Source organism: Xanthomonas sp. LMG 12460, assembly GCF_009192895.1.
In the GTDB taxonomy this organism is placed as follows: Bacteria; Pseudomonadota; Gammaproteobacteria; order Xanthomonadales; family Xanthomonadaceae; genus Xanthomonas_A; species Xanthomonas_A sontii.
Window position 1 is genome coordinate 63,307 of sequence record NZ_NKUH01000073.1, and the last position, 14,244, is coordinate 77,550.

Sequence of the window (14,244 nt, forward strand, 5' to 3'; positions counted from 1 at the left end):
GCTCTCATTCATAGCGCAGCGCCTCCGCCGGCTGCGTGCGCGCCGCGCGCCAGGCCGGGTACAGCGTGGCCAGGAAGCTCATCAGCAAGGCGACGATGGTGATCACCATGACGTCGTGCGGCTGCATGTCGGTAGGCAGGCCGGTGATGTAGTAGACGTCCTCCGGCAGCAGCTTGATGTTGAACACCGCCTCGATGCCGGCCAGGATCCGCTCCAGGTTGAGCGTCAGCACGATGCCGCCGATCACGCCGGCGACGGTGCCGATCACGCCGATCAGCGTGCCCTGCACCATGAACACCTGCATCACCCCGCCCGGGCTCAGTCCCAGCGTGCGCAGGATCGCGATGTCGGCCTGCTTGTCGGTCACCAGCATCACCTGCGAGGACACCAGGTTGAACGCACCCATCGCGATGATCAGCGACAGCAGGATGCCCATCACCGTCTTTTCCATCTTCAGCGACTGGTAGAGGTTGGCGTTCTCGCGGGTCCAGTCGCTGACCATGTACGGGCCGTGCAGGTTCAGCGCCAGGTCGCGCGCCACGTTCCAGGCCTGGTCCATGTCGTACAGCTTCAGGCGCACGCCGGTGACGCCGTCGCCCATGCGCAGCACCCGCTGCAGGTCGGGCATGCTGGTCACCGCCAGGCCGCGGTCGATCTCGTTGTAGCCGGCCTCGAAAATGCCGCTGACGGTGAAGCGCTTGTAGCGCGGCACCATGCCCATCGGGCTGGCCTGCGGCTCGCCCAGCATCACCACCACCTTGTCGCCGACGCCCACGCCCAGCCACAGCGCCAGCTCCTGGCCGAGCAGGATGTTGTACGAACCCGGGGTCAGGCTGTCGACCGAGCCCTGCTTCATCTTCTGCGCCAGCACCGAGACCTTGGCCTCTTCCTTGGGCAGGATGCCGCGGACGATCGCCGGCTGGTTGCGCTGGCCGGTGAGCAGCGCCTCTTCCTCGACGTAGGGCGCGGCGCCGGCGACGCGCTTGTCGCGCATGGCCACGTCCACCGCGTGCTGCCAGTCCTCCATCGGCGCGCCCTGCGCGCTGACCGTGGCATGCGCGGCCATCTGCAGCAGGCGGTCGCGGATCTCCTTCTGGAAGCCGCTCATCACCGCCAGGGTGGTGATCAGCACGGTCACGCCCAAGGCGATGCCGAGGATCGAGGCCATGGAGATGAAGGAGATGAAATTGTTGCGGCGCTTGGCGCGCAGATAGCGCAGGCCGATGGCCACGGGTAAGGGTTTGAACATGCGCAGCCACCATCCAGGGAGCGCTATGGTGCCATTTGCGGCGGCGCAGACGAAGCGGCATGGGCGGCAGCGGCCAGACGCAGTTCACGTCGTGCCGCCGGTGGCAGCGTGTCCGGCCACCACGCCAGGCGCTGGGTGCGCCCCTGCGCATCGCGCCAGCGCACGAACGCCAGCGGTCCGCGCCAGGCGACCTGCAGCGCGCTCACCGCCACGCCATCGATGCTGGGCGTACCGGCACCGGCGGGAACCAACAGCATGCGCGGCGCCCGCCTGGCCTCACGGCGCAGCAGCCACGCCGCGTACAGCAGCGCCAGCACGGCCGCCGGCCAGGCCAGGCGTGGCGGCAGGTCGGAACCGAGCAGCGACAGCGGCGCCAGCGCGCCGAGCAGGGTCAGCGCGGCCAGCAGCCAGCGCGAGGGGCGCCAGTCAAGCCGGCATGGCGCGGATGGAAGCGATGAGATCGGCGGCGCGTGCATCGGGACAGGCCTCGTAGCCCATGAACCAGCGCCACAACTTATCGTCCTCGCAATCGAGCAGGTATAGGAAAACCCCGCGCTCGTCCTCGGAAGCCTCCCCCCAGCGCCGGTCCAGGTAGCGGCCGAACAGCTGGTCCAGTTCGCGCATGCCGCGCCGGCAGCGCCAGCGCAGCTTCTTCAGTTCGGTGCTCTCGTCCATCGCATGCGCCCTTGCCTGGAGGCGGCGCCGCACGGCAGCCGCCGAAAACGAACGCGGCACCGAACCCGAAAGCCGGTGCCGCGCGGTCGGCGGGCAGGCCCGCCGCATGGAACGTGTGCCGCTGCGATCAGGCGCGGCGCGCCATCATCAACTTCTTGATCTCGGCGATCGCCAGCGCCGGGTTCAGCCCCTTCGGGCAGGTCCGCGCGCAGTTCATGATGGTGTGGCAGCGGTACAGCTTGAACGGATCTTCCAGATCGTCCAGGCGCGCACCGGTGTCCTCGTCGCGCGAGTCGATGATCCAGCGGTAGGCCTGCAGCAGGATCGCCGGGCCCAGGTAACGCTCGCCGTTCCACCAGTAGCTCGGGCAGCTGGTCGAGCAGCACGCGCACAGGATGCACTCGTACAGGCCGTCGAGCTTCTTGCGGTCCTCCGGCGACTGCAGCCGCTCGCGGTCCGGCGGCGGCGGGGTCTGGGTACGGATCCACGGCTTGATCGAGGCGTACTGCGCGTAGAAGTGGGTCAGGTCCGGCACCAGATCCTTGACCACGCTCATGTGCGGCAGCGGGTAGATCGGCACTTCCTTCTTGCCGCAGTCGGCGATCGCCTTGGTGCAGGCCAGCGTGTTGGTGCCGTCGATGTTCATCGCGCACGATCCGCAGATGCCCTCGCGGCACGAGCGGCGGAAGGTCAGGGTCGGGTCGATCTCGTTCTTGATCTTGATCAGCGCGTCCAGCACCATCGGGCCGCACGCATCCAGATCCACCTCGTAGGTGTCGGTCCGCGGGTTGCTGTCGTCGTCCGGATTCCACCGGTAGACCTTGAAGGTCCGCACGTTCTTCGCGCCCTTGGCGGGAAAGTGCTTGCCCTTGCCGATCTTGGAATTCTTGGGGAGGGTGAACTCTGCCATGGCTTTAAAATCCGGGAATGGGGATTGGGGAATGGGGAATGGGAAGCGGGAGCGAAGAGCGCATGCGCTGTTCTCGATTCCCGATTCCCTACTCCCGTTTCCCGGCTGTGGTCAGTAAACGCGCGGCTTCGGCGGCACCACGTCCACGTCCTTGCTGAGCGTGTACATGTGCACCGGGCGGTAGTCGAAGCTGCACTGGCCCTTGTCGTCGACGGTGACCAGCGTGTGCTTCTGCCAGTTGACGTCGTCGCGGTCGGGGAAATCCTCGTGGGCGTGCGCGCCGCGGCTTTCCTTGCGCTGTTCGGCCGAGTTGATCGTCGCCACCGCGTTGAGCAGCAGGTTGTTCAGCTCGTAGGTCTCGATCAGGTCGGAATTCCAGACCAGCGAGCGGTCGGACACCTTGACGTCCTCGAAGCTGGCGAAGATGTCGGCCATCTTGTCCACGCCTTCCTTCAGCGTCTTGCTGGTGCGGAACACCGCCGCGTCGGACTGCATGGTGCGCTGCATCTTGTCGCGGATCACCGAGGTCGGGGTGCTGCCGTTGGCGTTGCGCAGCTTGTCCAGCAGGCCCAGCGCCTTGTCGCAGGCGTCGCCCGGCAGGCCCTTGTGCGGGGCGCCGGTCTTGATCGTCTCGGCGCAGCGGTTGGCCACCGCGCGGCCGAACACCACCAAGTCCAGCAGCGAGTTGGAGCCCAGGCGGTTGGCGCCGTGTACCGACACGCAGGCGGCCTCGCCGATGGCGTACAGGCCCGGCACCACCGCATCGGGGTTGTCGCCGTCCTTGCGCACCACTTCGCCGTGGTAGTTGGTCGGGATGCCGCCCATGTTGTAGTGGACGGTCGGGATCACCGGGATCGGCTGCTTGTGCACGTCGACGCCGGCGAAGATGCGCGCGCTCTCGGCGATGCCGGGCAGCTTCTCGTCGATCACGCCCGGGCCGAGGTGGGTCAGGTCGAGCAGGATGTGGTCCTTGTGCTCGCCGACGCCGCGGCCTTCGCGGATCTCGATGGTCATCGAACGCGACACCACGTCGCGCGAGGCCAGATCCTTGTAGTGCGGCGCGTAGCGCTCCATGAAGCGCTCGCCGCTGCTGTTGCGCAGGATGCCGCCTTCGCCGCGCACGCCTTCGGTGATCAGGCAGCCGGCGCCGTAGATGCCGGTCGGGTGGAACTGCACGAACTCCATGTCCTGCATCGGCAGGCCGGCGCGCATCACCAGGCCACCGCCGTCGCCGGTGCAGGTGTGCGCCGAGGTGGCGCTGAAGTAGGCGCGGCCGTAGCCGCCGGTGGCCAGCACCACGCCGTGGGCGCGGAACAGGTGCAGCGAGCCTTCGGCCATGTCCAGGGCGAGCACGCCGCGGCAGGCGCCTTCCTCGTCGAAGATCAGGTCGAGCGCGAAGTACTCGATCATGAAGCGCGCGTTGTGCGCCAGCGACTGCTGGTACAGCGTGTGCAGCATGGCGTGGCCGGTGCGGTCGGCGGCGGCGCATGTGCGCTGCGCGGACGGGCCTTCGCCGTACTTGGTGGTCATGCCGCCGAACGGACGCTGGTAGATCTTGCCGTCCTCGGTGCGGCTGAACGGCACGCCGTAGTGCTCCAGCTCGATGATCGCCGGGATCGCCTCGCGGCACATGTACTCGATCGCGTCCTGGTCGCCCAGCCAGTCCGAGCCCTTGATGGTGTCGTAGAAGTGATAGCGCCAGTCGTCCTCGCCCATGTTGCCGAGCGCGGCGGAGATGCCGCCCTGCGCGGCCACGGTGTGCGAACGGGTCGGGAAGACCTTGGTCAGGCAGACGGTCTGCAGGCCCTTCTGAGCCAGGCCGAAGGTGGCGCGCAGGCCGGCGCCGCCGGCGCCGACCACGACCATGTCGTACTTGTGTTCGGTGATCTTGTAAGCGGACATCGAATCTGAATTCCTGTTCCGGGCGCCGATCAGGCGCTGCCCAGCGCGATGCGGGCGACCGCGAATACACCGACGATCGCGCCGAGCACGGCGACGAACTTCACCGTGGTCTGCAGCGCCAGGGCCAGCAGCGAGTTATGCACGTAATCTTCGAGAATGACCTGCAGGCCGATCTGCGCATGCCAGAACATCGCGATCAGGAAACCGACCAGCAGCACCGCGTTCCACGGCTTGGCGACCGCTTCGGTGGCGGTGACGTAGTCGGCGCCGAGCAGGCTCAATACGAACACCAGGAACCACACGGTCAGGCCGACCAGCGCGGTGGCGGTCAGCCGCTGCAACACGAAATGCTCGGTGCCGGACTTGGCCGCGCCCAGGCCGCGGACGTTCTTCAGAGGGGTGCGATAGCGGCTCATGCGGCGGCTCCGTGGAGGACGTAGGCCCAGATCAGCGCCACGATCACCAGGCTGCCGACCACCGACATCCAGCTGCTGCGCACGAACGCGGGGATGCTGAAGCCATGGCCGAAGTCCTGCACGATGTGGCGCAGGCCGTTGCACAGGTGGTAGGCGAAGGCCCAGCTCCAGGCGAACAGGAATACCTGGCCGTACCAGGCGCCGGCCATGCCGCGGAAGCAGTTCCAGGACGCCGGGCCGAGCATCAGCACCAGCAGCGCGGCGGCGATGATCAGGGCACCGACCGACAGCACGATGCCGGTGGCACGGTGCAGGATGGAGGTGACCATCTGGATCTGCCAGCGATAGACCTGCAGATGCGGGGAAAGGGGACGTTCGCGCGTAGCCATTCGCTGGGCTCGTTGTCTCGGCTGGGCGGCGTGCTTAAGGCCGCGTTGGCTCAAAGCTGCTCAAAAATCGATGCAGCGTCCGTTTTTCTCCCAGTCGCCGTAGCGCGTCGGCTCGAGGCCGCCGCGCCCGCCGATCTCCCGCGGCGCAGGCTCGGTCTGCGGAGGGGTGTCCTCGGCAGGCCGCTGCGTTTCGGGATCGGACTCGGGTGTGGGGGTTGGTTGGCCTATCATGCGGGTCTCACAACTCGTCAATTTTAGTCCTCCCCTCTCGTGCCTGACAACCTGAATCTGGAATCCGGCGGTTTTTCCGCCTTGCCACACCTGCAATACGTCGCATTGCGCGGTCCGGATGCAGCGGCCTTCGCCCATGCGCAATTCGCCAACGACGTGCAGGCGCTGGCGGTGGGCCAGTGGCAGTGGAACGCCTGGCTCACCGCCAAGGGCCGGGTGATCGCGGTGTTCGCGCTGCTGCGCCAGGCCGACGACGCCTTGCTGATGCTGCTGGCCGACGGCGGCGCCGAGGAACTGGCAACGGCACTGGGCCGCTTCGTGTTCCGGCGCAAACTGCGCGTGTCGGTCGAGGACACGCTTGTTGCTTTCGGTCGCCTGAGCCTACCCGAGCAGGCCCGCGGCGCGACGTCAGCGCACGATGAGGCTGGCGTGATCGAACTGGACATGGGCGGCGACGGCCTGCCGCGCACCCTGCGCCTGGTGCCGGCGCCGGCCGCGGATGCGCCGGCCGCCGACCCGGCGCTGGCCGAGGCCTGGCGCGCGGCCGACCTGCGCCTGGGCCTGGCCCGGCTTGCGCCGAGCCAGCGCGAACAATGGACGCCGCAGCAGTTGGGCCTGGACCGGCTGCACGCCTTCAGCGTCAAGAAAGGCTGCTACCCCGGCCAGGAAATCGTCGCCCGCACCCACTTCCTGGGCAAGGCCAAGCGCGCCGCGCAGTTGCTGGAAGTGGATGCGCCCGTCGCGATCGACGCAGAGGTGCTGCGCGACGGTCAGCCGTTCGGCAGCGTGGTCAGCGTCGCCAGCACCCTGGCCTTGGCGGTGCTGCCGCTCGAGGAGGCGCCGCCGGCGGGACTGGACGTCGACGGACACCCCGCACGGTGGCAGCCACTGGTAGACGGCCTGGCGCGCTGAGCGCGCCGGCGCTTTCGCTGTCGCTTTTGCTATTCCCGATTCCCGATTCCCGATTCCCGCGCCTCCAGGCGCCCCCCACTCTCGGCATCGAAGAAGTGCAGCGCGTCGCCGCGCACCGCCACCCGCAGGCGTTCGCCCAGGCCCGGCAGCGCGCGCGGCGCCACCCGCATCACCAGCGGCTGCGCGCCGTGGCTGAGATTGACGAAGATCTCGTTGCCGACCGGCTCGATCACCTCGATGGTGACCTCGAAGCCGCCCTGCGCGTCGTCGCTGGGCTGCAGGTGCTCCGGCCGCACGCCGATCGCCAGTTCCCGGCCCAGCCATTGCGGCGCGACCTGCGCACCCGGCAGCGGCACCCGCCCGCCGTCCTGCAACTGCAGCTGCAGACCGCCCTCTTCCACCAGCAGCCCGCGCAGCACGTTCATCGCCGGGCTGCCGAGGAAACCGGCCACGAACAGGTTGGCCGGGCGGTCGTACAGCGCCATCGGCGTGTCGATCTGCTGGATCAGCCCGTCCTTGAGCACGACGATGCGCTGGCCCAGGGTCATCGCCTCGACCTGGTCGTGGGTGACGTAGATCATGGTGGTGCCGAGCTTGCGGTGCAGTTGCGCGATCTCGGTGCGCACCGAGTGGCGCAGCTTGGCGTCCAGGTTGGACAGCGGCTCGTCGAGCAGAAACACCGCCGGCTCGCGCACCAGTGCGCGACCCAGCGCCACGCGCTGGCGCTGGCCGCCGGACATGGCGCGCGGCAGCTTGTCCAGCATCGGGGTCAGGCCCAGGGTGTCGGCGGCGGCGGCCACGCGCTGGCGGATGACCTCCTTGCTCTCGCCGCGCAGCTTGAGCCCGAACGCCAGGTTCTCGGCCACGGTCATGTGCGGGTACAGCGCATAGCTCTGGAACACCATGGCGATGTCGCGGTCCTTCGGCGCCACCTCGTTGACCACGCGCTCGCCGATGCGCAGCTCGCCGCCGCTGATCTCTTCCAGGCCGGCGATCATGCGCAGCAGCGTGGACTTGCCGCAGCCCGAGGGCCCGACCAGCACCATCAGTTCGCCGTCGGCCACTTCGAAGCTGGCCCCGTGCACGGCGACCTGGCCGTTGTCGTAGACCTTGCGGATGTTGTCCAGTTGTACTTTCGCCATGTATCCGGTTTCCGGCAGTGAGGAACGGGCTGCCGCCGGTCCCTCCCGAGGGCAGTGCATACGAATTCGGGTCGCATCATGCCCGCGCGCAGGCAACAATGGATCGCGATGCGGTATTCTGCCATGTAACCGTTTTCACGGGGCAACATCGAGCCTGGGAGGGCATGCAATGCGATCCGCCAGCCGCCGATCCGGCGCGCGCCCGTCATCCTGCGGGATGACAGCCGACCTGCAGCATGAGGCATTGGAGAGGTATGCTCAGAGGTCTGGCAGTCGTATTCATCTCCTGGATCGTGCGTTCCCGCCTGGCGGCCCTCCCGCGTCACGCCCTCGCCCGAACCGGCCGGATACAGGCCGTCGCCGCCGTTCGCTTTCCCACGCCACGTCACTCCTAGCCCCCAGGTGATCGACACCATGTCACCCGAAACCGAAACCCGGTCGATGCACGATACCTTCCTGTTGTTCGGCGCCACCGGCGATCTGGCCCAGCGCTACCTGTTCCCCTCGCTGCTGCGCATGCTCGACGACGGCTTCCTGCCGGAAGACTTCCGCATCCGCGCACTGGCGCTGTCGCCGCACGACACCGCCAAGTTCCACGAGATCCTCAAGCCGCGCCTGCAGGCGGCGATGCCGCAGATCGGCGAATCGATCGTGCAGGCGCTGCTGGCGCGCATCGACTACCGCTCGGTGGACCTGCGCGATGCCGAATCGGTGGCCGCCGCGGTGCGCGACCTGACCGCGCGCCGCTGCGTGAGCTACCTGGCGATCCCGCCGGGGCTGTACATCAGCACCTGCCAGGGCCTGGCCCTGGGCGGCGCCCTGGCCGCACCGCACCGGCTGATGCTGGAGAAGCCGATCGGCCACGATTCGGACAGCGCCCGCGAGATCGTGCAGGCGATCGGCGCGCTGATCGACGAGGACCGCGTGTTCCGCCTGGACCACTACCTGGGCAAGGCCGCGGTGCAGAACCTGATCGCGCTGCGCTTCGGCAACACCCTGCTGGAAGCGGTGTGGAACCGCAACTACATCGAATCGGTGGACATCCTGGTCGCCGAGAGCGAGGGCGTGGACGGCCGCGACGCCTACTACGCGCGCTCCGGCGCGCTGCGCGACATGGTGCAGAGCCATATCCTGCAGTTGCTGTGCCTGGTGGCGATGGAGCCGCCGGCGTCGCTGGAAGCCGACCGCATCCGCGACGAGAAGGTCAAGGTGCTGCGCGCGCTGCGTCCGCTCAGCGCAGAGCATGCCGCCCGCGACAGCGTGCGCGGGCGCTACACCGCCGGCACCATAAACGGCCAGCCGGCGCAGGCCTACCAGCCGCCGGAAGGCAGCGACGTGGAGACCTTCGCCGCGGTCACCGCCTACATCGACAACTGGCGCTGGGCCGGGGTGCCGTTCCGGCTGTGCACCGGCAAGCGCCTGGCCGAGCGCTCCACCCGTGTGGTGGTCACGCTCAAGCCGGTCACCCACTGGCTGTTCGAGCGCCCGGCCGCGCAGCAGGTGGCGCCGAACCGGCTGACCTTCCAGCTGCAGCCGCAGGAGAACATCGAACTGGGGCTGATGAGCAGCCTGGCCGGCCCGGAATGGGGCGCGCTGGAACTGCAGCCGCTGGAACTGGAACTGTCGGTGCCCACCGGCCTGCACCGGCGCATCGCCTACGAGCGGCTGATGCTCGACGCGCTCAACGGCAACCACGCGCTGTTCGTGCGCGACGACGAAGTGCGCGCCGCCTGGGCCTGGATCGACAGCGTCAGCGCCGCCTGGGCGCAGGCGCACCTGCCGCTGCTGCCCTACCCGGCCGGCAGCTGGGGCCCGCAGGAAGCGCAGGCCTACGTGTCCTGCGACCAGTCCGGCGCCGCGCCGAAGGCCGCGCAATGAGCGCGCCGCAGCGCCCGGTGCTGGTCGCCGACATCGGCGGCACCAATGCCCGTTTCGCCCTCGCCGATCTCGACGCCTCGGTGCCGCTGCTCGACGACAGCACCCAGACCTACTCGGTGGTGGAATTCCCGTCGCTGGGCGACGCCGCCCGCCACTACCTAGAACAGACCGGGGTGGATGCGCGCAGCGGCACCTTCGCCGTCGCCGGCCGCGTCGACGGCGACGAGGCGCGCATCACCAACCATCCGTGGGTGATCTCGCGGGCGCGCACCCGCGCCATGCTCGGCTTCGACGAACTGCACCTGATCAACGACTTCGCCGCGCAGGCGATGGCGATCAGCCTGCTGCGGCCGCAGGACGTGGTCCAGGTCGGCGGCGCCAGCTGGACGCCGTCGCCGATCGAGGTGCCGCGCAACTACGGGGTGATCGGCCCCGGCACCGGCCTGGGCGTGGGCGGCCTGCTGATGCGCGGCGGGCGCTGCTTCCCGCTGGAAACCGAGGGCGGCCATGTCAGCTTCCCGCCGGGCACGCCGGAGGAGATCCGCATCCTGGAACTGCTCTCGCAGCAGTTCGGCCGCGTCTCCAACGAGCGCCTGATCTGCGGCCCCGGCCTGGTCAACATCCATCGCGCGCTCAGCGAGATCGCCGGCGACGATCCCGGCCCGCTGCAGCCGGAGGACATCACCGCGCGCGCCGCGCAGGGCGACTACCGGGCGATGCGCACGGTGGACGTGTTCTGCGCCGTGTTCGGCGCCATCGCCGGCGACCTGGTGCTGATGCAGGGCGCCTGGGACGGCGTGTTCCTGACCGGCGGGCTGGTGCCGAAGATGCTCGACGCGATCCAGCATTCCGGATTCCGCCAGCGCTTCGAGCACAAGGGCCGGTTTTCGTCGATCATGGCGCGGGTGCCGTCGCTGGCGGTGATCCACCCCCGTCCCGGCCTGCTCGGCGCCGCCGCCTACGCGGTGGACGCCGCGCGGCAACCCCCAGGAGCCATCGCATGAGCCCCACGCTGTCCGACCGCATCACGCTGATCCGCTACGACGATCCGGACGAATGGATCGACGCGGCGGCGGCCGAGATCGGCACCGCGCTGCGCGAGGAGATCCAGCGCCGCGGCGGCGCGCGCCTGCTGCTGTCCGGCGGCACCACCCCGGCGCCGGTGTACCAGGCGCTGGCCGAGCTGCCGCTGGACTGGTCGAAGCTGGAGGTCGGCCTGGTCGACGAGCGCTGGCTGTCGCCGCAGGACAGCGACAGCAATGCCTACCTGGTCCGGCACAGTCTGCTGGACCGCGCCGAAGAGGCGCGCTTCGAACCGCTGGTGCGGGTCGGCAAGCCGCTGCAGGACTGCGTGCACGCGGCCAACCTGCACGCGCAGCACGCCCCGGCCCCGTGCATGGCGGTGCTGGGCATGGGCGGCGACGGCCACACCGCCTCGCTGTTCCCGGGCGCCACCGACCTGAACAAGGCCCTGGCCAACCCGCTGCCCTACGCCACGCTCGACGCCACCGGCTGCCCCGGCGCCAACACCTGGCCGCTGCGCATCACCCTGACCCCGGCCGGCCTGGCGCCGATCGGCCAGCGCATGCTGCTGTTGCGCGGCAAGCAGAAGCTGGAAGTGCTGGAGCGCGCGCTGGCCGGCACCGATCCGCACGAGTACCCGATCCGCGTCGCCTTCGATACGCCGGGTGCGCGCCTGCGCGTGCATTGGTGCGAGTGAGGCCGGGATTGGGGATTGGGGATTGGGGATTCGCAACGGCTGCGCGCTGACGCTTTTCCGCTCTTCCGATTCCCGCTTCCCGCTCTTCCGATTCCCGATTCCCGTTTCCCGACTCCCCCTTCATAGCCACTTCCGCCAATGAGCCTGCATCCGACCCTCCACGCGATCACCGAACGCATCCGCCAGCGCAGTGCGCCGTCGCGGCGCGCCTACCTGGCCGGCATCGACGCCGCGCTGCGCGACGGTCCGTTCCGCAGCCGCCTGAGCTGCGGCAACCTCGCCCACGGCTTCGCCGCCTGCGGCCCCACCGACAAGAGCCGGCTGGAAGGCGGGATCACCCCCAACCTCGGCATCATCACCGCCTACAACGACATGCTCTCGGCGCACCAGCCGTTCGAGCACTACCCGGAGATCATCCGCAGCACCGCGCGCGCGCTCGGCGCCACCGCGCAGGTCGCCGGCGGCGTGCCGGCGATGTGCGACGGCGTGACCCAGGGCCGGCCGGGCATGGAGCTGTCGCTGTTCTCGCGCGACGTGATCGCCCAGGCCACCGCGATCGGCCTCAGCCACGACATGTTCGACACCAGCCTGTACCTGGGCGTGTGCGACAAGATCGTGCCGGGCCTGCTGATCGGCGCGCTGGCCTTCGGCCACCTGCCGGCAGTGTTCGTGCCGGCCGGGCCGATGACCCCGGGCATCCCCAACAAGCAGAAGGCCGAGGTGCGCGAACGCTACGCCGCCGGCCAGGCCACCCGCGAGGAGCTGCTGGCCGCCGAATCGGCGTCCTACCACGCCCCCGGCACCTGCACCTTCTACGGCACCGCCAACTCCAACCAGGTGCTGCTGGAAGCGATGGGCGTGCAGTTGCCCGGCGCCTCCTTCGTCAATCCCGGCACCCCGCTGCGCGAGGCGCTGACCCAGCAGGCGACCGAGCGCGCGCTGCGCATCACCGCCCTGGGCAACGACTTCCGCCCGCTGGGCCGCTTGATCGACGAGCGCGCCATCGTCAACGCGGTGGTCGCGCTGATGGCCACCGGCGGTTCCACCAACCACACCATCCACTGGCTGGCGGTGGCGCGCGCGGCCGGCATCGTGCTGACCTGGGACGACCTGGACGCGCTGTCGCAGCTGGTGCCGCTGCTGGCGCGGGTGTACCCGAACGGCGAGGCCGACGTGAACCACTTCGCCGCTGCCGGCGGCATCGGCTTCGTGTTCCGCGAGCTGATGGACGCCGGGCTGATGCACGACGACCTGGCCACCATCGTGCCCGGCGGCATGCGCGCCTACGGCGACGAGCCCTGCGTGCAGGACGGCAAGCTGGCCTACGTGCCGAGCCCGGCCAAGAGCGCCGACGAGGCCGTGGTACGCCCGGCGTCCAACCCGTTCGAGGCGCAGGGCGGCCTGCGCCTGCTGCGCGGCAACCTCGGCCGCTCGCTGATCAAGCTGTCGGCAGTGAAGCCGCAGTTCCGCACCATCGAAGCGCCGGCCGTGGTGATCGACGCGCCGCAGGCGCTGAACAAGCTGCACGCCGCCGGCGCGCTGCCGCACGACTTCGTGGTGGTGCTGCGCTACCAGGGCCCGCAGGCCAACGGCATGCCGGAACTGCATTCGCTGGCGCCGCTGCTGGGCCTGCTGCAGAACCAGGGCCGGCGCGTGGCGCTAGTCACCGACGGACGCCTGTCCGGCGCCTCCGGCAAGTTCCCCGCGGCCATCCACGTGACCCCGGAAGCGGCGCGCGGCGGCCCCCTGGCACGCGTGCGCGAAGGCGACATCGTGCGCCTGGACGGCGAGGCCGGCACCCTGGAAGTGCTGGTGGACGCCGCCGAGTGGGCCGCACGCCCGCTGGCGCCGAACACCGCGCCGGCCGCGCACGACCTGGGTCGCAACCTGTTCGGGCTCAACCGCCGCATGGTCGGTCCGGCCGACCAGGGTGCGCTGTCGATCTCCTGCGGCCCGCCGGCCGCCGACGGCGACCTGTGGAACTACGACGCCGAGTACGACCTGGGCCGCGATGCCGAGGCCGCCGCCGCGCCGCACGAAGCCAAGGACGCCTGACCGGCGCCGCCGTTCGCCCTACCCCGCCCTGGCCGTGCGCGGCCAGGGCCTCGCCCCCATCGCAACCGAGACGCCCATGACCATCGCCGAACACCAGACCAAGGCCGAACAGCTGCTGCGCGCGGCCGGCATCCTGCCCGTCGTCACCGTCCACACCCTGGAAGAAGCGCGCCGCGTGTCGGCTGCGCTGCTCGAAGGCGGCCTGCCGGCGATCGAACTGACCCTGCGCACGCCGGTGGCGATGGACGCCCTGGCGATGCTCAAGCGCGAACTGCCGGACATCGTGATCGGCGCCGGCACCGTGCTCAACGCCACCCAGCTGCAGCAATCGATCGACGCCGGTGCCGATTTCATCGTCACTCCGGGCACCACCCCGACCCTGGCCGACGCGCTGGCGCAGGCGCCGCTGCCGGTGGTGCCGGGCGCGGCCACCCCGAGCGAACTGCTGGCGCTGATGGAGCGCGGCTTCCGCGTGTGCAAGCTGTTCCCCGCCTCCGCCGTCGGCGGCCTGGCGATGCTCAAGGGCCTGGCCGGCCCCCTGGCCGAGCTCAAGCTGTGCCCCACCGGCGGCATCGGCGAAAGCACCGCCGCCGAGTACCTGGCCCAGCCCAACGTGGTCTGCATCGGCGGCTCGTGGATGGTGCCCAAGGACTGGCTGGCCGACGGCGCCTGGGACAAGGTGCGCGAGAGCTCGGCGAAGGCGGCGGCGATCGTGCGTGAAGCCGGGAATCGGGATTCGGGAATCGGGAATCGGTAAAAACCCGA

The 14,244-nt window shown here is 69.6% G+C and carries 15 protein-coding genes; 6 read left to right on the plus strand and 9 right to left on the minus strand.

The features are described 5' to 3' along the window. Positions 1 to 4: 4 nt before the first annotated feature. The 8 genes from CEK66_RS14810 to CEK66_RS20820 form a co-directional block, all read right to left on the minus strand. Positions 5 to 1,249 (minus strand): lipoprotein-releasing ABC transporter permease subunit, encoded by a 1,245-nt coding sequence (locus tag CEK66_RS14810; RefSeq protein WP_010342649.1) that lies wholly within the window; start codon positions 1,247 to 1,249, stop codon positions 5 to 7. Between the two features lie 23 nt (positions 1,250 to 1,272). Beyond that, positions 1,273 to 1,725: a hypothetical protein gene (locus tag CEK66_RS14815; protein WP_152237415.1), complete on the minus strand. Its 453-nt coding sequence runs from the start codon at positions 1,723 to 1,725 to the stop codon at positions 1,273 to 1,275. Then, positions 1,676 to 1,924, minus strand: a complete 249-nt coding sequence (locus tag CEK66_RS14820; RefSeq protein ID WP_017912578.1) for a succinate dehydrogenase assembly factor 2 — start codon at positions 1,922 to 1,924, stop codon at positions 1,676 to 1,678. Before CEK66_RS14820 ends, CEK66_RS14815 begins: the two co-directional genes overlap by 50 nt. Positions 1,925 to 2,051: 127 nt before the next feature. Continuing rightward, positions 2,052 to 2,834 carry a succinate dehydrogenase iron-sulfur subunit gene (locus CEK66_RS14825; protein ID WP_010342653.1) on the minus strand — a complete coding sequence of 261 codons (783 nt, stop codon included), beginning with the start codon at positions 2,832 to 2,834 and terminating at the stop codon, positions 2,052 to 2,054. A gap of 111 nt (positions 2,835 to 2,945) precedes the next feature. Continuing rightward, positions 2,946 to 4,736 (minus strand): succinate dehydrogenase flavoprotein subunit, encoded by a 1,791-nt coding sequence (gene sdhA, locus CEK66_RS14830; protein WP_017908441.1) that lies wholly within the window; start codon positions 4,734 to 4,736, stop codon positions 2,946 to 2,948. Positions 4,737 to 4,765: 29 nt separating this feature from the next. Next, positions 4,766 to 5,152, minus strand: coding sequence for a succinate dehydrogenase, hydrophobic membrane anchor protein (gene sdhD, locus CEK66_RS14835; RefSeq protein ID WP_017908440.1), 387 nt, complete (start codon positions 5,150 to 5,152; stop codon positions 4,766 to 4,768). Next, complete coding sequence (gene sdhC, locus CEK66_RS14840) at positions 5,149 to 5,541, minus strand: succinate dehydrogenase, cytochrome b556 subunit (RefSeq protein WP_152237416.1); 393 nt, start codon at positions 5,539 to 5,541, stop codon at positions 5,149 to 5,151. The genes sdhD and sdhC overlap by 4 nt, the downstream gene beginning before the upstream one ends. A gap of 60 nt (positions 5,542 to 5,601) precedes the next feature. Next, the gene (locus tag CEK66_RS20820) at positions 5,602 to 5,910 is read right to left on the minus strand and encodes a DUF1674 domain-containing protein (protein WP_309252725.1); all 309 of its coding nucleotides are present in this window, start codon (positions 5,908 to 5,910) and stop codon (positions 5,602 to 5,604) included. On the opposite strand from CEK66_RS20820, the gene CEK66_RS14850 reads away from it, so the two are divergent. After that, positions 5,812 to 6,684: a folate-binding protein YgfZ gene (locus tag CEK66_RS14850; protein ID WP_193312669.1), complete on the plus strand. Its 873-nt coding sequence runs from the start codon at positions 5,812 to 5,814 to the stop codon at positions 6,682 to 6,684. The two genes, CEK66_RS20820 and CEK66_RS14850, sit on opposite strands and share 99 nt — an antisense overlap. A gap of 29 nt (positions 6,685 to 6,713) precedes the next feature. On the opposite strand, the gene ugpC is transcribed toward CEK66_RS14850, so the two are convergent. Beyond that, positions 6,714 to 7,826 carry a sn-glycerol-3-phosphate ABC transporter ATP-binding protein UgpC gene (ugpC, locus tag CEK66_RS14855; protein WP_152237418.1) on the minus strand — a complete coding sequence of 371 codons (1,113 nt, stop codon included), beginning with the start codon at positions 7,824 to 7,826 and terminating at the stop codon, positions 6,714 to 6,716. 414 nt (positions 7,827 to 8,240) lie between these two features. On the opposite strand from ugpC, the gene zwf reads away from it, so the two are divergent. The 5 genes from zwf (at position 8,241) to CEK66_RS14880 (ending at position 14,236) form a co-directional block, all read left to right on the plus strand. Next, positions 8,241 to 9,704, plus strand: a complete 1,464-nt coding sequence (gene zwf / locus CEK66_RS14860) for a glucose-6-phosphate dehydrogenase (protein ID WP_152237419.1) — start codon at positions 8,241 to 8,243, stop codon at positions 9,702 to 9,704. Further along, positions 9,701 to 10,708, plus strand: a complete 1,008-nt coding sequence (glk, locus tag CEK66_RS14865; RefSeq protein ID WP_152237420.1) for a glucokinase — start codon at positions 9,701 to 9,703, stop codon at positions 10,706 to 10,708. Before zwf ends, glk begins: the two co-directional genes overlap by 4 nt. Next, positions 10,705 to 11,424, plus strand: coding sequence for a 6-phosphogluconolactonase (gene pgl / locus CEK66_RS14870; protein ID WP_017917731.1), 720 nt, complete (start codon positions 10,705 to 10,707; stop codon positions 11,422 to 11,424). The genes glk and pgl overlap by 4 nt, the downstream gene beginning before the upstream one ends. Positions 11,425 to 11,562: 138 nt before the next feature. Beyond that, on the plus strand, positions 11,563 to 13,479 hold the full coding sequence (gene edd / locus CEK66_RS14875; protein WP_017917732.1) for a phosphogluconate dehydratase: 1,917 nt from the start codon (positions 11,563 to 11,565) through the stop codon (positions 13,477 to 13,479). Positions 13,480 to 13,555: 76 nt separating this feature from the next. Beyond that, positions 13,556 to 14,236 (plus strand): bifunctional 4-hydroxy-2-oxoglutarate aldolase/2-dehydro-3-deoxy-phosphogluconate aldolase, encoded by a 681-nt coding sequence (locus CEK66_RS14880; RefSeq protein WP_152237421.1) that lies wholly within the window; start codon positions 13,556 to 13,558, stop codon positions 14,234 to 14,236. The last annotated feature ends 8 nt before the right edge of the window (positions 14,237 to 14,244 follow it).

Bases quoted from the DNA above. Each gene is read 5' to 3' on its own strand.
- CEK66_RS14820 (WP_017912578.1), bottom strand. From the start codon at position 1,924: ATGGACGAGAGCACCGAACTGAAGAAGCTGCGCTGGCGCTGCCGGCGC.
- pgl (WP_017917731.1), top strand. From the start codon at position 10,705: ATGAGCCCCACGCTGTCCGACCGCATCACGCTGATCCGCTACGACGAT.
- sdhA (WP_017908441.1), bottom strand. From the start codon at position 4,736: ATGTCCGCTTACAAGATCACCGAACACAAGTACGACATGGTCGTGGTC.
- CEK66_RS14810 (WP_010342649.1), bottom strand. From the start codon at position 1,249: ATGTTCAAACCCTTACCCGTGGCCATCGGCCTGCGCTATCTGCGCGCC.
- sdhC (WP_152237416.1), bottom strand. From the start codon at position 5,541: ATGGCTACGCGCGAACGTCCCCTTTCCCCGCATCTGCAGGTCTATCGC.
- CEK66_RS20820 (WP_309252725.1), bottom strand. From the start codon at position 5,910: ATGGGCGAAGGCCGCTGCATCCGGACCGCGCAATGCGACGTATTGCAG.
- CEK66_RS14815 (WP_152237415.1), bottom strand. From the start codon at position 1,725: ATGCACGCGCCGCCGATCTCATCGCTTCCATCCGCGCCATGCCGGCTT.
- glk (WP_152237420.1), top strand. From the start codon at position 9,701: ATGAGCGCGCCGCAGCGCCCGGTGCTGGTCGCCGACATCGGCGGCACC.
- sdhD (WP_017908440.1), bottom strand. From the start codon at position 5,152: ATGAGCCGCTATCGCACCCCTCTGAAGAACGTCCGCGGCCTGGGCGCG.
- ugpC (WP_152237418.1), bottom strand. From the start codon at position 7,826: ATGGCGAAAGTACAACTGGACAACATCCGCAAGGTCTACGACAACGGC.
- CEK66_RS14825 (WP_010342653.1), bottom strand. From the start codon at position 2,834: ATGGCAGAGTTCACCCTCCCCAAGAATTCCAAGATCGGCAAGGGCAAG.
- zwf (WP_152237419.1), top strand. From the start codon at position 8,241: ATGTCACCCGAAACCGAAACCCGGTCGATGCACGATACCTTCCTGTTG.
- CEK66_RS14880 (WP_152237421.1), top strand. From the start codon at position 13,556: ATGACCATCGCCGAACACCAGACCAAGGCCGAACAGCTGCTGCGCGCG.
- edd (WP_017917732.1), top strand. From the start codon at position 11,563: ATGAGCCTGCATCCGACCCTCCACGCGATCACCGAACGCATCCGCCAG.